This is a genomic window from Sphingomonas sp. Leaf33, from assembly GCF_001421785.1.
Taxonomy (GTDB): domain Bacteria; phylum Pseudomonadota; class Alphaproteobacteria; order Sphingomonadales; family Sphingomonadaceae; genus Sphingomonas.
The window spans coordinates 22,436-40,571 of sequence record NZ_LMLB01000017.1; the positions used below are offsets into that span (position 1 = coordinate 22,436).

General features: G+C 68.9%; 17 protein-coding genes. 6 read left to right on the forward strand and 11 right to left on the reverse strand.

What is annotated here, in order from left to right; translation table 11 throughout:
* From rplA to ASE86_RS13400, 4 genes are all read right to left on the reverse strand, one after another.
* The coding region (gene rplA, locus ASE86_RS13385; protein ID WP_056428968.1) for a 50S ribosomal protein L1 at positions 1–682 on the reverse strand (682 nt) is incomplete at its 3' end.
* Between the two features lie 4 nt (positions 683–686).
* Positions 687–1,118 (reverse strand): 50S ribosomal protein L11, encoded by a 432-nt coding sequence (gene rplK / locus ASE86_RS13390; RefSeq protein ID WP_056427926.1) that lies wholly within the window; start codon positions 1,116–1,118, stop codon positions 687–689.
* 148 nt (positions 1,119–1,266) lie between these two features.
* On the reverse strand, positions 1,267–4,233 hold the full coding sequence (locus ASE86_RS13395) for a hypothetical protein (RefSeq protein ID WP_056427929.1): 2,967 nt from the start codon (positions 4,231–4,233) through the stop codon (positions 1,267–1,269).
* 127 nt (positions 4,234–4,360) lie between these two features.
* Positions 4,361–4,816, reverse strand: coding sequence for a winged helix-turn-helix domain-containing protein (locus tag ASE86_RS13400; protein WP_235524114.1), 456 nt, complete (start codon positions 4,814–4,816; stop codon positions 4,361–4,363).
* Positions 4,817–4,944: 128 nt separating this feature from the next.
* On the opposite strand from ASE86_RS13400, the gene ASE86_RS13405 reads away from it, so the two are divergent.
* The 3 genes from ASE86_RS13405 to ASE86_RS13415 are packed head-to-tail and all read left to right on the forward strand — an operon-like array spanning position 4,945 to position 7,159.
* The gene (locus ASE86_RS13405; protein ID WP_162233341.1) at positions 4,945–6,030 is read left to right on the forward strand and encodes a sensor histidine kinase; all 1,086 of its coding nucleotides are present in this window, start codon (positions 4,945–4,947) and stop codon (positions 6,028–6,030) included.
* The gene (locus tag ASE86_RS13410; protein ID WP_056427938.1) at positions 6,027–6,800 is read left to right on the forward strand and encodes a LytR/AlgR family response regulator transcription factor; all 774 of its coding nucleotides are present in this window, start codon (positions 6,027–6,029) and stop codon (positions 6,798–6,800) included. Before ASE86_RS13405 ends, ASE86_RS13410 begins: the two co-directional genes overlap by 4 nt.
* A 26-nt stretch (positions 6,801–6,826) precedes the next feature.
* The gene (locus ASE86_RS13415) at positions 6,827–7,159 is read left to right on the forward strand and encodes a hypothetical protein (RefSeq protein WP_056427940.1); all 333 of its coding nucleotides are present in this window, start codon (positions 6,827–6,829) and stop codon (positions 7,157–7,159) included.
* Positions 7,160–7,212: 53 nt separating this feature from the next.
* On the opposite strand, the gene ASE86_RS13420 is transcribed toward ASE86_RS13415, so the two are convergent.
* Positions 7,213–9,651, reverse strand: coding sequence for a PhoX family protein (locus tag ASE86_RS13420; protein WP_056427943.1), 2,439 nt, complete (start codon positions 9,649–9,651; stop codon positions 7,213–7,215).
* A gap of 165 nt (positions 9,652–9,816) precedes the next feature.
* Complete coding sequence (locus tag ASE86_RS13425) at positions 9,817–12,273, reverse strand: PhoX family protein (RefSeq protein ID WP_056427946.1); 2,457 nt, start codon at positions 12,271–12,273, stop codon at positions 9,817–9,819.
* A 186-nt stretch (positions 12,274–12,459) separates the two neighbouring features.
* Between ASE86_RS13425 and ASE86_RS13430 the strand changes: the two genes are divergently transcribed.
* From ASE86_RS13430 to ASE86_RS13440, 3 genes are read left to right on the forward strand one after another with little or no spacing between them, the layout of a single operon-like run.
* Positions 12,460–12,957 carry a hypothetical protein gene (locus ASE86_RS13430; RefSeq protein ID WP_056427949.1) on the forward strand — a complete coding sequence of 166 codons (498 nt, stop codon included), beginning with the start codon at positions 12,460–12,462 and terminating at the stop codon, positions 12,955–12,957.
* Positions 12,954–13,412 (forward strand): hypothetical protein, encoded by a 459-nt coding sequence (locus tag ASE86_RS13435; protein ID WP_056427951.1) that lies wholly within the window; start codon positions 12,954–12,956, stop codon positions 13,410–13,412. Before ASE86_RS13430 ends, ASE86_RS13435 begins: the two co-directional genes overlap by 4 nt.
* Positions 13,403–13,828, forward strand: a complete 426-nt coding sequence (locus tag ASE86_RS13440) for a hypothetical protein (protein WP_235524115.1) — start codon at positions 13,403–13,405, stop codon at positions 13,826–13,828. The genes ASE86_RS13435 and ASE86_RS13440 overlap by 10 nt, the downstream gene beginning before the upstream one ends.
* 11 nt (positions 13,829–13,839) lie before the next feature.
* On the opposite strand, the gene ASE86_RS16080 is transcribed toward ASE86_RS13440, so the two are convergent.
* The 5 genes from ASE86_RS16080 to ASE86_RS13460 form a co-directional block, all read right to left on the reverse strand.
* Positions 13,840–14,283, reverse strand: a complete 444-nt coding sequence (locus ASE86_RS16080; RefSeq protein ID WP_156347180.1) for a hypothetical protein — start codon at positions 14,281–14,283, stop codon at positions 13,840–13,842.
* Between the two features lie 101 nt (positions 14,284–14,384).
* Complete coding sequence (gene gspD / locus ASE86_RS13445) at positions 14,385–16,439, reverse strand: type II secretion system secretin GspD (RefSeq protein ID WP_156347220.1); 2,055 nt, start codon at positions 16,437–16,439, stop codon at positions 14,385–14,387.
* Positions 16,440–16,453: 14 nt separating this feature from the next.
* Positions 16,454–17,251 (reverse strand): type II secretion system protein N, encoded by a 798-nt coding sequence (locus tag ASE86_RS13450; RefSeq protein WP_156347181.1) that lies wholly within the window; start codon positions 17,249–17,251, stop codon positions 16,454–16,456.
* On the reverse strand, positions 17,248–17,634 hold the full coding sequence (gene gspI / locus ASE86_RS13455; RefSeq protein ID WP_056427956.1) for a type II secretion system minor pseudopilin GspI: 387 nt from the start codon (positions 17,632–17,634) through the stop codon (positions 17,248–17,250). Before gspI ends, ASE86_RS13450 begins: the two co-directional genes overlap by 4 nt.
* The coding region (locus ASE86_RS13460; protein ID WP_321162994.1) for a prepilin-type N-terminal cleavage/methylation domain-containing protein at positions 17,631–18,136 on the reverse strand (506 nt) is incomplete at its 5' end. The genes gspI and ASE86_RS13460, both read right to left, overlap by 4 nt.

Genomic DNA, 18,136 nt, shown 5'->3' on the forward strand with positions numbered 1-18,136 from the left:
CTACCTCCGCGACATCCACCTTCACGCCCGGGCCCATCGACGAGCTCAGCGCGACCTTGCGCAGATACTTGCCCTTGGCGCCCGACGGCTTGGCCTTGACCACTGCGTCGACCAGCGCGTCGAAGTTCGCGCGCAGGTCTTCGGCCGGGAAGCTCGCCTTGCCGAGACCGGCGTGGATGATGCCTGCCTTTTCGACGCGATATTCGATCTGGCCGCCCTTGGCCGCCTTGACGGCTTCGGCGACGTTCATCGTGACGGTGCCCAGCTTCGGGTTCGGCATCAGGCCCTTGGGACCCAGCACCTTGCCCAGGCGACCGACGACGCCCATCATGTCCGGGGTCGCGATGCAGCGGTCGAAGTCGATGGTGCCGCCCTGGACGGTTTCCATCAGGTCTTCGGCACCGACCACGTCTGCGCCGGCGGCGCGGGCTTCGTCAGCCTTCGCACCCTTGGCGAACACGCCGACGCGCACGGTCTTGCCGGTGCCCTTGGGCAGCGTCACGACGCCGCGGACCATCTGGTCGGCGTGACGCGGGTCGACGCCCAGGTTCAGCGCGATCTCGACCGTCTCGTCGAACTTCGAGGTCGCGTTCGACTTTACGATGCCGATGGCTTCGTCGACGCCGTGGAGCTTCTCCGCGTCGACGGTCCAGGCCTTCTGCTTCTTGCTCAGCTTGGCCATGATCTCAGCCCTCCACCACTTCGAGGCCCATCGCGCGGGCCGAACCTTCGATGATCTTCGTCGCCGCTTCGATGTCGTTGGCGTTCAGGTCCTTCATCTTTGCCTGAGCGACTTCGGCGAGCTGCGAGCGCTTGATCTTGCCAGCGACGACCTTGCCCGGCTCCTTCGAGCCCGACTTCAGGTTCAGCGCCTTCTTGATGAGGAAGGTGGCCGGCGGCGTCTTCGTCTCGAACGAGAACGAGCGGTCGGCATAGACGGTGATGACGGTGGGAAGCGGCGAGCCCTTTTCCATGTCGCCCGTCGCGGCGTTGAACGCCTTGCAGAACTCCATGATGTTGACGCCGCGTTGACCCAGCGCCGGGCCGATCGGCGGCGACGGGTTTGCGGCACCCGCGGGCACCTGCAGCTTGATATAGCCGGTAATCTTCTTGGCCATGATGGCCTCCTCACTCTTTTGCTGGGCGCCGCCTCAAGGCCGCACCCGGTTCAAGTTTAGCGGTCGTGACGGGCACGGCTTGCGACCGCACCCTCCCGCAAGTTTCCATCGATTCCGATTGGAAGCTCGCGCCGTTAGCCCAAAAAGCTCAGCGACGCAACGCTCCGGCGCCGCCGCCCAGCGCCCCGCCCGCGCGACCCTGGGGTCGCTGGAAGAACAGTTTGCGCAGCGACAGCGTGACGGTGCGGCCGACGGGATCGAGCAGGTCGGGCTGATAGTTCACCGGCACGCTGCCGTTCGCATCGGTGACGCGCAGGCGGGTGTCGAGCAGGTTGCGGACGTTCAGTTCTACCCGGGCGCCCAGCAGCCACGGATGATCGCGTACTGCCTTCATCGTCGGGTTGAACGTGACGAAGGACCGCACGCCCAGGGTCGTCAACGGCGCCGCCCGGATGTCGATCGGCGCGCGGGCGGTGCCGCCGTTGATGAAGGCGCCCGACTGCCAGTTGACGTCGGCGCGCACGCCATAGCCGTTCTTGTTCACGCCGCCGCTGGCCTGGACCTGGTGCTTGAACGGTCCCCGAATATCGGTTGCATCGCCGTTCAGGCGGTCGAGGTCGGGTACGCCGCCGGCGATCGTCACCGTGTCGCGGAACTTCCAGGTGTGGAAGACCGACAGTTGCATCCGCCCTTCGTTACCGCCGCCGCCGAAACCGCCACCGCCGAAGCCGCGTCCACCGCCGGGGCCGCCGAAGCGCCGGCCGCCACCACCGTCGGGCGGGGGTGGGCCGCTCTCCTGGATCACGACCGTCGTCGGTGCCCCGGCAGCCGGCGTGCCGCCGCGCTGCTCGGGACCGCGCGTGCCGACCGTGCCTTCCGGCGTCTGGGGACGCTGCGGCCTGGTCTGCGCTTCCTGAGCGCCGCCGCGAGCCCCGCCGAAGCCGCCGAACCCGCCCCGTGCCGGTGCGGCGGGCCCGATCCGCCGCGAGAAGTTGAAGCCGTAGCGGATCTGTTCCTGGTCCGACCGGACGAAATTGATCGGTCGGCTGTCGACGCGGATCAACTGTCCGCTCGCGTCGCGCAGGAAACGGTCGGGGAAGGCCGCCTCCAGCGCCGCGGTCGGCGTCGACAGGTTCTGGATCGGGTTCAGCGTCCGCTTGCGGGTATATTCGGCGTTGAAATTTAGCTCGATCGACGAGAACGGCCGCGCGTTCACAGTGATGTTGGTCGACCGGTTCTCCGGCGAGCGCAGCAGCGGGTTGCCGCCGGTCAGCAGCGTCACATCGACGCTGGTCCCGCGCACGAAGTCGAACACGCGCGCGTTGGGCGTGACCACGATCGGATCGCCGGTCTGGTTGATCGTCGGCGCGTTTTCGTCGCGATTGACGCTGGCCAGGATGAACAGCTTGCCCGGCAGCGGCGACCAGTTGACGCCGTAGCCATAGGTCGACAGCCAGCCGAAATTTGACGCCTGGTTGAATTCGTAGGTCGCGTTGGCCGACAGGTTGCCGATCGCCGACAGCACGCCGCGCCCGCGGTTGGCGATGGGCAGATCGACGCGCGCCTGCCCGCTGCCGATGTTCCGGCTCTGCTCGCCCAGCGTCGTGACGTCGCCGCGAATGGTGCGCGTCGCGGTATCGTTGTGGTTGAAGCCGGTCCGCACGCTCAACCGCGCGTCGCCCGCCGGCAGCGTCGCGAACGGGCCATTTGCCTGAAGATCGATGTTCGCGGTGTTCGTCAGCGATCGCGCGTAATCGCGGCGATAGTCACCCAGCAGGGCGGGCGAGAAGGTCGCGAACGGGTTTAGCGCCGGATCGTTCGCCGCGATCTGTGCCGACAGCGGCGTCAGGTCGAAGCTGTTGTCGGTCAGCGTGCTGGCGAAGCGGCGGTTGTAGCTGCCGTTCGCCGACCAGCGCCACCGGCCGAGGTCGCCGTTCAGCGCGCCGTTCAGCTCGATGTTGGTCGTCTCGCGGTTCTGCTCGCGCGCGCCACCCTCCGCGAGATAGCGGTTGAGCACGACCGGGTTGGCGAACGGCGAATACGGGTTGCCTGCGGGCACAGTCAGGCTGGTGGTCGCCAGACCCAGCGCGCTGTCGGTCTTCGTCCAGTCGAAGCCGGTCGATAGCGATGCGGTGATCGTATCGCTGATCGGTCGGGCATAGGACAGGCTCGATTCGAACTTCTGCGTCGCCGGGCTGACGGTGCGATAGGCGCCGAAGTCACTCGGGTTGACGCCGCCCAGGAACGATCCGAGCGTCGGGCGCCCGGTCAAACCCGCCGGGACGCCAGCGACGGTCACGGTCTGCCCGGCGAGTGTGCTCAGCGCCGGGTCGATCTGGGTCAGTCCGGTGCCCGGCGTCAGGTTGCCGGTGATCGCGAAGGGTCGCGTTGGCGTCGTCGTCGGCAGGATATCGCGGTCGGCTTCGTATATCGGGGTCTGGCCGGTATATTTCACCGACACGTTCACCCGCTTGTCGCGCATGATGCGCAGCAGGCTGACATCGTCCTGCGTCGTGTAGCGATCGCCCTGCGTCGCGCCGCCGCCCTCGACCTCCGCGGTCACTGCATTGAAGCGACGGCGCAGGACGAAGTTGATGACGCGTTGTTCGGCGCGATAGCCCAGCTGCTGAGCGGCCTCGGGCGGCAGGATGTCGACGCGCTCGATCGCTTCGGGCGGGTAGTTGCCGATCTCGCGAAAGCCCGAGATGCGACGGCCGTTCAGCAGGACGACCGGCATCCCGCCTTCGCTGCCGCGCCCGCTACCCAGCTGCGGGGCGAGCTCATTCAGCAGGTCGCTGAGCGAACTGACGCCGTACGCCCGGACATCGGCGGGACGCAGCACCTGTTCCGGCGGAATGTCGCCGGGCACGCTGCCACGTTCGCGCTGGCCGACGACGGTGATTTCGGCCCCGACTTCGCCATCCTCCTCGGGCTCTGCCGGAGCAGTCTGCGGAGTGGCGGTCGGTGTCGGCGCCTGCTGGGCGGTCGGCGGCGGTGACGTCGTCGGCGCAGCGGCCGCCGGCGCGGGTACCGGTGTCAGTGCGGTCTGCGCCATCGCCGGATGGGCGGCGGTCGCGAGCAGCAGGGCGGCGAGGGACGGGGTATGGGCGCGCATCGGGTCTCGTCTGGTTCGGGTTCGGCAGCCGCGCGATCGGCGGCTCGTGTGCAAACGGCGCTACCTGCGATTTGTCGCAGAAAGTTGCCGATCCTGTGAAGTTTGTCTGATCCGGTCGGCGGAAACGTCAGTTCAGGACCGCACCGGTCTCGCTCGCGCCGATCCAGAACGCGGTCGATCCGGCGCGGTCGGGTTCGGTACGAAAGCGGATGCCCCAGCCGCGCACCGTCTCGATCGGGTCGGCGGCGCCCACGTCGGTGAATTTGCGGCGGATTCGGTGAATCAGCACGTCGCGGCTGTCGGGGCAGCTGCCGGCGTCGGCGAGCACTGCCGCGGTCACGTCCCACGTCAGCCGGCTGCGGCGCATCAGCGTGGCGAGCAGCGTCGATTCGACCCGCGACAACGCGATGCGCTCACCGTTCCAGCGGAACTCGATCGGATCGAGCGTCATGCTGACCGCGCCGCGCTTCACCAGCGGGCGGCGCGTCAGGTCGCCCTGCTGGGCGGCGAACGGGGCGTGGTCGACGAACATGCTTGTCTGGCTACCGAACGCGCGCGGGCGGCGCACGGGCACTGTCGCCAAGCGACCGATTCCGGCGATCAAATGCGCGGTGTGTTGGTGCCATGCATCACCAACTGCATCGCTGGTCGGCCGAACCGCACGATTCGGCGCTTGGCAGCGGGCGGCGGTTGGCTCTAGCAAACCGGTCGATGTCGACGACCGCCCAGCACCCCTCCAGCGATCGGTTCACGCGGCGCGTGTCGGCGGTGACGATCCTGCTGTTCTGGCTGGCGCAATTCTCGCTGCTGACGGTGCAGCGCTGGGTTTTCGGCGCGGCCGACGATGCGCGCTTCCATGCGACGCGGCTGATCGTGACCGGCGTCGGCATCGTCCTGTCGTTCGCGATCCTGGCGTTTCACGTGGCCACCCGGGGCCGCCCGCTGTCGCGGCGATTGCTGCTGGCGGTCGTCGCGGCCATCGCCGGATCGGCGATCCACGCCTTTGCCAATTTCTGGATCTTTCGCGCGACGATGCCGGCCGATGTCGTGGGCGGTGCCAGCCTGACGTCTCACCTGCTGGCGATGCTGCAATGGTTCTCGACCTATGCCGCGATGTCGGGGCTGCTGCTGGCGATCGTCTATTCGGGCGAGGTCCGCGATTTCGAACGCGGCGTCGCGCGGTTGCAGCGCGAGGCGCACGAGGCGCACCTGCGTGCGCTTCGGTATCAGCTGAACCCGCATTTCATGTTCAACACGCTCAATTCGATCGCCTCGCTGATCGGCGCGGGGCGGGTCGAACATGCTGAGCATATGGTCGAGAACCTGTCCGACTTTCTGCGCGCCGGGCTGGCGCTGGACCCGCATGAGGACATTCCGCTGGCCGAGGAGATCGAGTTGCAATCGACCTATCTCGCGATCGAGGCGGTGCGCTTTCCCCATCGGCTGGTGGTCGAGATCGACGTGCCTGACGATGTGCAGGATGCTCGCGTGCCCAGCCTGATCGTCCAGCCGCTGGTCGAGAACGCGGTGCGCCACGCGGTCGCCATGTCGACGCGGCCGGTCAAGCTGACCGTCACCGCTGCGCGCGAAGGCGATCGGTTACGCCTGAGCGTTCGCGATTCGGGCGGCAATGCCGGCAATCGCCGCGCGCCGCCCGGAACCGGCGTCGGCCTGACCAACGTCGCCGAACGGCTGATGACCCGCTATGGCGAGGACTGCGGCTTCACGGCCGGCGCGCTGCCGGCAGGGGGGTTCCAGGTCAGTTTTGCGATACCGTTCACCGAGGCCGCCCGATGATCCGCTTCCTGATCTGTGATGACGAGCCGTTGGCGGTGGAGCGGTTGCGTGACCTGGTCGGGCGGGTCGAGGGGGCCGAGGTCGCCGGCACCGCGACCGATGGACGCACCGCGATCGCCGAGGTCGAGCGGCTGGCGCCGGACGCGCTGCTGCTCGATATCGAGATGCCGGCGCTCGACGGCTTCGACGTGGTCGAGGCGCTGGCCAAGGCAGGCAGCGCGACCCCGTTGATCGTCTTCGTCACCGCCTACCCCAACTTCGCGGCGCACGCGTTCGATACCGGCGCGATCGATTTCCTGACCAAGCCCGTGCGCCTCGCCCGGTTGGACACCGCGATCGAGCGCGTCCGCCGCGCGATCGGCGACCGCGAGGCGGCGACCCGGCTCGCCGATCTCGCCCGCCAGATCGACGTGCTGCGCGCCGAACAGGGCGGCGGCGGGGCGAGCGGGCATCTGTGGGTCCAGCGCCGCGGCGAGAACCTGCGGCTCGATCTTGGCCATGTCGATCGCGTGCAGTCGGAAGGCGAATATGTCCGCATCTTCCAGGGCGACGCCAGCTACCTGCACCGCGAACCGATCAGCAGCCTGATCGAACGGTTCGACCCCACGCGCTTCGTGCGCATCCACCGCTCGCACATCGTCAATCGCGACCGCGTCGCGTCGATCCGGCGGCGACCGGCGGGCGGCTATACCATCGTCACCGACCGGGCGGAGGAACTGCCGGTCGGGCGGAACTATCGCACGGTGGTGCGCGATCTGGTGCAGGATTGACCTTTCAGGAAAGGATGACCGTTTCCATGACCCGTCCGATGATCGCCGTCCTGCTCGCCCTGCCGCTCGCTGCCTGTGGGGGTGGAGAGGCGCCGACCGCCAATACCGCGACGCCCGCCGCGGCCGTGACGGAGAGCGAATTCCAGGCCAAGGTAACAGCACTTGAGCCGGCCGCGCGCAACGGCGTCTTCATCCGCGCGATCCGCGATGCCGGGCTGAACTGCCAGGAAGTGACCGAATCCCGCAAGGACAAGAAGCCGGGGATGTGGGCCGCGCGCTGCGCCGACGGCACCGGCTATGCGGTCCAGATCCTGCCGGACGGGACGGCGACCGTCTTCGCCCCCGCCGGCGCCAACTGACCCGTCAGGCCGACAGCGACGCTCCCGGCTGACCGGGAGCGTCGTGCGTCCGTTTACAGACCGACCACGCCGCCATCAGTGCGCGTGATGACGATCGTCGCCGACCGCGGGCGGGCAGCCGATGCGGCGCTCTGGTTCGCCGGCCAGTTGCTGGTGGGGGCCGCTGCGGTGCCGTTCTCGCCCGGGTGCTGGATGTTGACGAACAGCGTGCGGCCATCGGGCGAGGTATCGACGCCGGTCACCGCCGCCTCGACCGGACCGACCAGGAAGCGCTTCAGCGTGTTGGCGCTGAGCGTCGCACCGACGCGGGTCGCCTGCGTCGTCCCACCGGCGTTGGTGATCGTCTTGGCCGCCGCGGTGCCGCCATCGGTGACCGCACCGGTTCCCAGCGCGACCAGCATCTGGTTGTTCGTCACGTCGCGATAGGCGCTATCGTCGGTCTGGATGAACATCAGCGGCGTTGCGGTACCGGCCGGGTTCGACTGGCGGGCGAAGCGCAGACCCTCCGGACCCGAGAAGTCGTTCGTCGCGACCAGACCCGACAGGTTGATGTTGGTCGCGTCCAGATCGGCCCCGGCGCCAAAGGCGTAGATGTCCCAGGTGAAGGTGGTGGCGTCCGGCGCGCTGTTCACCTCGCGCAGGCGCACGATGTGGCCGTTGCGATTGCCGACCTGCGGGTTGGGCGCATCGACATAGGCGCGCGGCGCCGCCGGGTTGGTCGCCGATGCCGCGCGGCTGTTGTTGCCGTTCATCGCGATCAGCAGTTCGCCGGTCGAGATGCCGGTCGATCCGACCGCGCCCACGTTCTGCTGGATCCACTGCGGCTGGTCGAGCGGCGTCGCGGCAAGGATATCGCCGGCGATCCGCGCGTGAGTCAGCACGTCGGCCTGGTCGGCGAAGGCATAGGTCGCGTTCGCGGCGTCGAGGCCGTTGCTGCCGAAGGTCAGCGGAACCCAGGTGCCGGTGCCGTCCGCGGCGAACTTCGCGACATAGAGCGTGCCGGCATCGAGATATTTGTCGCCGATCGACATGCGGTCGGCCGCCGTCGTGTCGGCCGAGGCGTAGACCGTGTTCGACACGAACTTGTAGAGATATTCGTTCTGCCCGGCGTCGGCCATGTAGACCGCGGGCTTCAGGCCGGTGACGGTCACGAACTGGTGCACGCCCGAATGCGCGAATCGGCCGAGCGCGGTGCGCTTCCGCACGGTCGCCGCCTTGTCGTACGGATCGACCTCGACGACCCAGCCGAACTGGTTGGGTTCGTTGCGATAGTCGGCCGTGGCACTGCTGCCGGTCGCTTGCGCGTCCCAGCGGGCATACAGGCTGCCGGCGGCAGCGGCGGTTTCCCAGCCGTACAGCCCGGCCGATGCGGTGATGCCGTAGCGGTTGAGCGCATAGACCTGCCTGGCCGTGCGTCGCGCATTATCGGCCGATGGGCGGCGGAAATAGCGGGCCCACTTTTCCTCGCTGGTCAGCGCGGTGCCCCAACCGGTAGTGGTCAGCGCCGAATTGCCGATCGTGCCGCGACCGGCGGAGCCATCGGCCGAAAACGCGGTCTGGAGCAGCGCGTTGCCGCGCACCGGGCCATAGAACACGACCGGCGACGACGGCGTCACTCGGCGATTGTAGGCGCTCGTCGTCACCGGGGCCCAGACGTTGCTGGCGTTGGCGGCGACCTCGACCACGCTGATGCCGTGCGCTTCGGTTTCCTTGGCGACCTCGGCGGTCGGGCGCACGCCGCCGGGGGCGGTCGGGCCGCCGGCGTGGAGATAGGCCTGGGTGATGCCTTCGTGGTTCATCGCCAGCAGGCCGCGCGCGCTGTTCGATACGTCGATGCCCGTGCCGCTCGCGACCAGGCCGAAGTAGAGGAAACCGGCACCGTTGTCGCCGAAGCGGCTGGTGAAGTCGGCGTCGGCGCCGGTATTGCTGTACGCCGCGACGCCGCTGGCGATCGGGTCGCCGGTCGCGATCAGCGTGGTAACGGTGTAGCCCGCCGGCACGGTCACGCGGTCGTTGCGGTTCTTGTCGACCGCGGTGAAGCTCAGCGTATTGGCCGATGCGGTGATATTGACGTCGACCGAGCTCGACTGGCCGCTGTTGTCGTTTGCGGTGAAGCGGATGACGATCGTGCTGGCGACCGCGGCACCCGGTACGATGAAGCTGGTGGTCAGCCCCGTGGTCGCCGACAGGCTGACCGGCGCGCCGCCGACCTGGACGAATGTGGTGGACGTGACCGTGCCGTTGTCGCTGGCGGTCCCGGTGATGGTCACGCGGCTGCCCGGCGCGGCGCTGGTCGGCGATGCGGTTGCGGTGACCGTCGGCAACGGATCGCTGTTGCTGCCACCCGATCCGCCACCGCACGCCGCGAGCAGCGATCCGCCGATCACGACCGCGCCTGCGGTCGTCGCCGATCCGCGCAGCGCATCGCGCCGGGAATAGCGCCGCGCGATCAGATCACCGAGGGTCGGGGCGGAACGGGTCGGATCGGTCATTCGGAAGTCCTCGAGAAGATCAAGCGAGACGGGGCAAATTCATGCCGAACCGCCGCTGCTTAGCGTGCGAACAACGATTTGCCACGCCTTATGCGAACCGCTGCCCGAGGATTGCGGCGGTTTGCGGGCCGGGGGCGCCCTTTCGGTCCCGGCCCGCCCGTGCGGTCAGAGCCCGACGATCCCGCCATCGGTCCGCTGGATGACGACCGTTGCCGATCGTGGCCGGACCCCCGGCGCACTGGCCGTCTGGCTGGCGGGCCAGTTGCTGGTCAGCCGGCTGAGCGAGCCGTCTTCGCCCGGATGCTGGATGTTGACGAATAGCGCGCGGCCGTCCGGCGTCGAATCGACGCCGGTGATCTCGCATTCGATCGGGCCGACCAGGAACCGCTTCAACGTGCCGCCCGGCGCCTTGCCGACGTAGGTTGTGGTGCTGGTGGTGGTGCCGGCCGCGTTGCTGTTCACGACCGTCCGCGCCGCGCCGTCGCCGACCATGCCGGGAATGGCGGCCAGCATCTGGTTGTTGGTCTGGTCGGTGAAGGCGCCGTCGTCGGTCTGGATCCACAGCAGCGGATTGCCCTGGCCCGACGCGTTCGACGCGCGGCCGAACCACAGCCCGTCGGGGGACGAGAAGTCGTTCGACGCGTCGAGGCCCGACAGGTTGATGTTCTGCGGGTTCAGGTCCGATCCCGCGCCGAACGCATAGATGTCCCAGCGGAAGCCGGTCGCCTCGGTCGTGTCGCCGCTTTCGCGCAGGCGCAGGATGTGGCCGTTGTGGTTGGCGTAGCTGAAATTCGGCGCGTCCTGGTACGATCGCGGGTTCGCCGCGTCGGTGGTGGCGTTCGTCCGCGTCGAATTGTTGGTGAGCGTCAGGTACATTTCGCCGGTGACCGGATTGACCGCGGTCCATTCCGGCCGGTCCATCTTCGTGGCGCCCACCGCGTCGGCGGCCAGGCGGCAGTGGGTCAGCACATCGGCCTGGTCGGCAAAGGCATAGAGCGTGTTCGACGCGGTCAGTCCGTTCTGCCCGAAGACGAGCGGCAGCCATGTGCCCGAGCCGTCGGCATTGAACCTGGCGACGTACAGCGTGCCGGTGTCGAGATACTTGTCGCCGATGCCCAGCCGATCGGTGGCGCTCGCGTCGGCCGCGTTCCAGGCGGTCGCCGACACGAACTTGTAGAGATATTCGTTGCGCGCGTCGTCGCCCATGTACCAGGCCGGCCTGCGACCGGCGACGAACGCGCCCGGCCAGCAGCCTTCGTGATTCATCCGGCCGAGCGCGGTGCGCTTGCGCGGGGTGCTCGTCGGGTCATAGGGATCGATATCGAGCACCCAGCCGAACTGGTTCGGTTCGTTGCGGAAGTCGGCGGTCGCACTGGCGCCGGTCGCCTGTGCGTCCCAGCGACGGTACAGGGTGCTGGTCGCGTCCGACGGGGTGACCGTCGCCCAGCCGTAATTGCCGCTGGACGAGGTGACACCGTAGCGCGCCAGCGCGGTGACGTCCTTGGCGGTGCGCCGCGCGTTGTCGGTACCGGTCGGACGGCGGAAATAGCCCGCCCAATTCTCCTCGCAGGTCAGCGAGGTGCCCCACGGGGTATAGCCGTTCGCGCAATTGTTGATCGTGCCGCGCCCGGCGACGCCGGTCGGCGAAAAGGCGGTGACGACCAGCGGATTGCCGCGAACCGGACCCGAAAAGCTGGTCGGCGTGTTCGGCGTGATGCGGCGGTTGAGGCTGCCCGACGGGACATAGCTCCACGCGCCCGCGGCACTCGCCGTCGCCTCGACGATGCTGACGCCGTGCGCCTCGATCTCCTTCAGCGCTTCGCTTTCGGGACGCACGCCACCCGGCGACGTCGGGCCGTTCGGATGGAGGTAGACCTGCACGATATTCTCGTGGTTCATCACCAGCAGGCCGCGCGTGCTGCTGTTTTCGTCGCGCACCGCGCCGCTGGCGGCCAGGCCGAACCAGTGGAGCGCGTCATGCTGGTCACCCGCGCGCGCCGAGAAGCCCGTGTCGGTGCCGTCGTTCCGGTATGCCGCGGCCGATGCGGTGATCGGGTCGCCGGTGCGGTAGAGGACGCTGACGGTGTAGCCCGCCGGCACCGTCACGACGTCGCTCTTGTTCTTCGCGACCGCGGTGAAGCTCAGCGTCGCGGGCTGGATGTTGATCGTGGTGTCGGCGCTGGTCGTGCCGCCCTTGTCGTCGGTCGCGCTGAAGCGGATGACGATCGGCGTGGTCGCGGTGACGCCGGGCGCGATGAAGCTGGTCGTCAGGCCGGTCGTCGACGACAGGGTGACGGCCGGCCCGCTGACCTGGGTGAAGCTGGTCGCGGCGATGCTGCCGTTGTCGGTGGCGGTCGCGGTCAGCGTGACGCTGCTTCCGCTCGTCGTCGCGCTGCTCTGGCCGACGCTGATCGTCGGGCGCGGATCGTTCTGCGCCAACTTGTCCTTGCCGCACGCCGTCAGCGCCGCGCCGCCGAAGACCGCCATCGCCGCCGCCGACGCACCCCCGCGCAGCGTGTCGCGCCGCGAATAGCGCCGGTCGATCATCTCGCCGAGCGACTCGCCGCCGCTGTGATTGGTGTCGACGTCGCCGTCGGTGTAGCCGAAATCGAACGAATTCATGTGAGTGTCCCCCCGGGTGTCGCCTCGTGTACCCGGCGGCTTTGGCGGGTGCGGGCGTCAGCGGCGTGACGGGGCGGGGACGGTTCGGTTGCGGATCCGTTACGAGTTTGTGACGCAGCGGCCGGGCCTGCGCCTGAGGGTCGAGAAGGCTTCCAGTCGAACCCGGAACCCGGCTAAGGCCCGGCCATGCCGCCGGAGCGCACCACCCCCAGTCTCGCGCATCGCTTGAAAGCGGCGCTCGCACACATCGACGGCGGCCATGACCGGCGCGCGGGGCTGAGCGTCGCTATCCTGCTTGCCGCTGCGCCTGCGCTGACCTGGGCCGGCGCGCGCTGGACCGAAGCGCGTGTGCGCCGCGATATCGCCGCGATCGAGCGCACTGCCGCACCGCGTCTGGCGACCGTCTCCGCGGTCCGCCAAGCGCGAAAGGAGCTGGCGGCTATCCTCGACACGCCGGGCGTCGCCGCGACGCTCGACGGCCTGGCGACCGCTCTGCCGACCGGTGCGTCGCTGCGTTGGGTCGGACGCGCCGCGGATCACCGCCTGGCGGTCGAGGTCGCGGCGCCGGACCCCGATCGCCTGCGCGCCGCCCTGCGCCGTGCGCCGCAGACTGCGCGGTTGCGCGACACCGGCCAGCGCCGGGGTGACGGCGCGATGCTGGTGGCGCTGGAAGAGGCGAAATGAGACCGACACCGCTCGCGCTCGGCACCGCGGCCGGCGTCGCTGCCGCCGCGCTGCTGGCGATCCCCGCCGCCGACAGCGTGCGCGACCTGCGCGCCGCGCGGACCGCGCGGGCGACGCTGGCGCAGCTCGCCGCCGGTCCCGGCCCGGCGCGCGGCATCGTCATCGACGGCGATGCGACGCCCGCGCGCGACGCCGGCGCCGCTGCCGATCGCCTCGCTGTGCGCCTGCGCACCTCCGCGATCCGGTCGGGCCTGCTGCTCGAGGTGGCGACGCCCGTGCCTTCCGACGGCCTTGCCCGCGTGCAACTGACCGTCTCGGGCAGCGAGGACGCGGTCGTCGGCTTCGCGGACATGCTCGAGCGCAGCCGCCCGCTGGCGCGCTTCGTGACATGGCGGATGACGGCGGCAGGTGGCGCGGTGACGCTGAGCGGCGACGTGGTCGGCCCATGGCAATGACCCGCGCCGAACGCACCGCTATCGCCGCCGCAGGGCTGGTTGCGCTCGCCGTGCCGGTGCTGCTCCTAGCGATCGGCCGCGAACCCGTACCCGTGACGCCTCCGGCACCAGTACTGCTCGCCGCACGTCCAGCCGCCGCCGGCACGACCATCTATACTCGCGACGTGTTCGGCGCTGGCGGTGACTCGGTATCGGAGGCTCCCCCCGCACCCGACGACGCGCCCCAGCTCGCCGGCATCGTCGGTCGCATCGGCGCCGACGCGGTCGCCATGGTCCGTACCGCCGACGGGCGCACGCGCACGATCGCGGTGGGCGAGGGCGTCGATGGCTGGACGCTGGAGTCGCTAGCGATCGATGCGGCCTACTTTACCCGCGGCGGACAGAAGGCGCGGGTGCCGTTGCCGGCAGGCGAATAAGGAGGTCAGCGTTAGATCGCAACGTCGACCTGTTTAGGCGCCGATAGATCGGTAATCAGTGCTGAAAAGTCATTTGCCGCCGCGAGCTTTCTGACATTGGCTGGTGTGCAGTTCCCACCACCTTTATAATCCTTAAATGCCTGCCGCGCTTGCGCGTTCGTCAAGACGTAGAAGGTGGGAGACATATCTCGCAAGTCGAGTTCAATAAAGATGAAAAAGTCTGCGTCGCCCTTAGTTTTCATGTCAACCGGCCAGCGGGTTATCTCTGATCTAAGCCGCGTAAATTGTCGGGTCTTCACCTCGATTGATCGTGCGATACCATCAATAACGACAACGGCGTCGTGGCCAGGAGCTCCCTCCGGACTGATATAAGCTAAACATCCTAGTGTGTTTAGCTTCGCTATCGCAAGTAATTCTCCAAGCGTTCCTGATTGAAGGCGCGAAAGCTTTTTCAACCGCGATCTTCCTTTTGAAGGCGTAGAGCTTATCGACTATCCTAGGCAATTGGAATGGCCATGAAAGGCTTTTTAGCTTGCCAGATTGTTGACAGGCCCGCTCAATAAATCCCGTCGATCTCCAGCGTCAGCCGTGGGCCCGGCGGGTTCAGCAGCAGGCTGCCGCGTTGCCGCAGCGCCGCTTCTTCGCCGCGTAGCCGCGCGTATTTGCCGTCCGTCGCCGCCCTCGCATCCGCGCCGTCGCGCAGGATCGTGGGTTTCAGGAAAATGAACAGCGTGCGTTTCGTGCGGCCCTCGCGGCGCGACTTGAACAGTTCCCCCACCACCGGGATGTCGCCCAGCACCGGCACCTGGCTCTTCGTCTGCTGGCGATCGTCTGTGATGAGGCCGCCGAGCACGATCGTCTGACCGTTGTCGGCCAGCACCGTCGTGTTGATCGCGCGGCGCTGAGTGATGATGTCGGCGGCGGTCGACAGCTGGCTGTTGGCGATCGACGAGGCTTCCTGCGCGATCTCCAGCCGGATCGTGTCGCCGGCGTTGATCCGCGGCAGCACGCGCAGCGTCAGGCCGACGTCCTTGCGCTCGATCGTCGTATAGGGGTTGGCGGTGCCGTTGCCGGTCAGGATCGACCCGGTCACGAACGGCACGTTCTGCGCGGCGACGAATTCGCCCAGCTTGTTGTCGAGCGTCGTGATCTGCGGCGTCGACAGCAGGTTCGCCTTGGTCGACGTGCTGAGCGCACGGACCAGCACCGAGAAGTCGTTGCCGATGCCGACGTTGGCCGACAGGCCTTCACCCAGCAGTGCGCCGGCCGGCAGGCCGAGCAGGCTGCCCAGGATCGTGCCGAGCGGAGTCACGCCCTGGACGGTCCCGAACGAAGTACCGCCGCCTTGCACCTGGGTCAGTGCAGCCCCCGCGGCGCCGATCTGTACCGCCAGCGCCTCGGCATCGTCGCCGGTGATCTCTGCAATGGCGGCTTCGATCAGCACCTGCGGGCGGCGGACGTCCAGATCGGGGATCAGCCGCTCGATGCCGGCGATGGCGGTCGGCGTGCCGCGCACGACGATGGCGTTGATGTCGGGCGCAGGCTGGACGGTCAGGTCGGGCGTCGCGAAGCCCTGCGGCGTCGCGGTGGTCTGCTGGCCGAGTTGCGGCGCGCTGCTGCCCGATGCGGTCGCGCCGGTCGGCAGGCCGCCTGTGCCGGTGCCGCCGGTCGCGGCGTTGGAGGCGATCAGTCCGCCCAGCGCACTGGTCGGATTAGTCGGGCTCACGCTCGATCCGCCGCGGCTGGACAGACTCCGCGCGACCGGATTGGTCACGGTCTGCTCCTGGCCCAGGATGCCGCGCAGCACGTCGGTCACCGCTTCGGCATCGGCATAGGCCAGGCGGAACACCCGCGTCGTCGGCGTGGCGCCGCCCGGCGCGTCGAGCGCCTGCGCCATCCGACGCGCCTCGGCGACCGAAGCCGGCGACCCGCGCACGATGATCGAATTCGACCGCGCGTCGCCCGCGACGCGCGCGCCGCCTTCACCCATCACGCTCTGGATCGACGCGGCGATGTCGGCGGCGTTGCCGTTCTTGACCAGGATGGTCGTAAAGGTCGATCCGCCGCCGCCGTCCAGGCTGCGCGCCAGCCCCTCGATCCGGCGGACGTTGTCGGCATAGTCGGTAACGACGATCGCGTTGGGCGCGGTCAGCGGTTCGACCGATCCGAAGTTGGCGACCAGCGGTCGGACGATCCGTGCGGCATCGGCGCTGGGTACGTTCGACAGGCGGATCATCCGCGTCACCAGTTCCTGCCCGCTCGCGCCGCGACTCGGCACGCCGCCGTCGCGCACCGCGTTCGCTTGCGGCACGATCCGCCACGCCCGGCCGGATCGCACTGCGGCAAAGCCGTTCGCGCGCAGCACCGACTGGAACAGGTCCCAGACACCCGCCGGCGACAGCGGCTCGGCCGAGGTCACCGTCACTGCGCCCTTGACGGCGGGATCGAGGATCAGCGTGCGGCCGGTCAGCCGGCTGATCTGTTCGGCGACATCGGCGATTTCGACGCCGCGCATGTTGACGACGATGTCGCTGGGGGCCGGCGTCTGCTGCGCGCCGAGCGACGTGCCGGCGAGGGCGAGGGCAAGCATCGACAGGCGGATGGGTCGCATCACGTAGAAAAGTCCTAGCGCATCGGGACGGTGACGGTCACCGACCGGCCGTTCCGCAAGATCTGGATCTGGGCGGTCCCGCTCGCCTGCGCGCCCGCGATCGCGGCACGCGCGGCGTCGGGTGAGGAGAGGGGGGTGCCGTTCAACTGCTGGATGACGTCGCCCTGCTGCAAGCCGGCGGGCGCACCGATGCCGATGCGATAGCCGCCTTCGGTCGGCGTCGCGCCCAGCCGTTGGAGCATGGCTTCGGGTGTGGGGGATGTCGGAGCGACCGGCGGCGCGGCGGATGTGACCGCGTTGCCGGCCGGAACGACCGGGCCCGCACTGCCCGGTGCCGGTGTCGCGCCGGGCCGGGCGAAGGGGTCGGGGAAGGCCAGGAATTCGCTGCGCCCGCCGTTGTTCAGGATGACGCGGTTGATCTGGATCGCGCCGATCGTCGCGCCGCCGACGACTTCGCCGACCTTGAACGGCTTCATCGCCTCCGTCCCGGCCTGGATATAGGCGATCGACAGTTCGGCCGGGCGGGCGAAGACGATGCCCTTCAGCGTCAGTTGCAGCGTCGTCGGCGTCGCCCCTTCGCCGTCGGTGCCGGTGCGCCCGAACGGGGCGAGCGCCAGCGCGGGCGCCAGGTCGGGTACGGGCGCTGCGGCGCGCATCGGCGGCACCGTGATCGCGCCGACGTCGGCATGGCCGCCCAGCCGCCACGTCAACCCGGCGAGCGCAAAGGCGACCGACACGATCACCGCGCCGGTGAAGACGTTCAGCACGATGCGCTGGCGATACGGGGACAGGTCGAAGCGACGCAGGGTCATCGCCGCCCCTCTTGCGGCACCGGCTCGCCCGTGTCGAGGAATCCGTCGAGCGAGGCGGTGGGGGATGTCTGCCCCTCTGCAAACACGTCGACGCGGACGCGGGCGATCGCCGGGTCGGCAGTGGCGCGCTGCACCGTGCGGACCAGCCAGTTGGTATCGAGCATGGTGAGGCGTTCGGGCGCGGGGATGCCGGCGTTCAATTCGGTCAGCCGGTTCTCCGCCACCCACATCGCGGCGGATCTCTGCTCCATCGCGCGGGTCGAATCGATGTGCTGCTCCATCGCGCCGACCAGGCCGACGGTCGCGATCGCCAGCACCGCGAGCGCGACCAGCGCCTCGATCAGCGAAAAGCCGTCGGTGTCGGTCCCCCCCGGCCGCGTCATGTCGGACGCGTGCCCGCCTGCCCGCGCACTACCGTCGCGGTCAGCCCGTCGTAGCGGACGGTCCAGCTCTGGTCGCCACTGGCCAGAGTCGCGGTCAACGGCTTCGACAGGCCATCGACTCCCAGCACCAGCGGCGGCGCCTGGTCGAGGGTCATCGCGACGCCACCGGGCAGGCTGTGGTAGTCCAGCTTCGGCGTGCCCTTGGGGATCACGCCGTCCGATGCGACCTTCGCGAAGCCGTAGCCGCTGTCATCGACCGTCAGCGCGATCATCCGGTCGCCGAGCATCGCGTCGTCGCCTGCGGCCTCGAGGCGCGTGGCGAAACGCCGCGCCTCCGATTCGACCGACGGCGCGCGGGTGGCCGAACCGATCGCAAGGGCGATCCCGCCCGAGGCGATGCCGATGATCGCGAGGACGATCAGCATCTCGACCAGCGTCATGCCGAAATCCTCCCCGGCACGGGGAGGGGGACCAGCCGCAGGCTGGTGGAGGGGGGGCGCCG

Coding starts and splice junctions, on each gene's coding strand:
- rplK (WP_056427926.1), bottom strand. CDS start 1,118: ATGGCCAAGAAGATTACCGGCTATATCAAGCTGCAGGTGCCCGCGGGT.
- ASE86_RS13395 (WP_056427929.1), bottom strand. CDS start 4,233: ATGCGCGCCCATACCCCGTCCCTCGCCGCCCTGCTGCTCGCGACCGCC.
- ASE86_RS13405 (WP_162233341.1), top strand. CDS start 4,945: ATGTCGACGACCGCCCAGCACCCCTCCAGCGATCGGTTCACGCGGCGC.
- ASE86_RS13410 (WP_056427938.1), top strand. CDS start 6,027: ATGATCCGCTTCCTGATCTGTGATGACGAGCCGTTGGCGGTGGAGCGG.
- ASE86_RS13415 (WP_056427940.1), top strand. CDS start 6,827: ATGACCCGTCCGATGATCGCCGTCCTGCTCGCCCTGCCGCTCGCTGCC.
- ASE86_RS13420 (WP_056427943.1), bottom strand. CDS start 9,651: ATGACCGATCCGACCCGTTCCGCCCCGACCCTCGGTGATCTGATCGCG.
- ASE86_RS13425 (WP_056427946.1), bottom strand. CDS start 12,273: ATGAATTCGTTCGATTTCGGCTACACCGACGGCGACGTCGACACCAAT.
- ASE86_RS13430 (WP_056427949.1), top strand. CDS start 12,460: ATGCCGCCGGAGCGCACCACCCCCAGTCTCGCGCATCGCTTGAAAGCG.
- ASE86_RS13435 (WP_056427951.1), top strand. CDS start 12,954: ATGAGACCGACACCGCTCGCGCTCGGCACCGCGGCCGGCGTCGCTGCC.
- ASE86_RS13440 (WP_235524115.1), top strand. CDS start 13,403: ATGGCAATGACCCGCGCCGAACGCACCGCTATCGCCGCCGCAGGGCTG.
- gspD (WP_156347220.1), bottom strand. CDS start 16,439: ATGCGACCCATCCGCCTGTCGATGCTTGCCCTCGCCCTCGCCGGCACG.
- ASE86_RS13450 (WP_156347181.1), bottom strand. CDS start 17,251: ATGACCCTGCGTCGCTTCGACCTGTCCCCGTATCGCCAGCGCATCGTG.
- gspI (WP_056427956.1), bottom strand. CDS start 17,634: ATGACGCGGCCGGGGGGGACCGACACCGACGGCTTTTCGCTGATCGAG.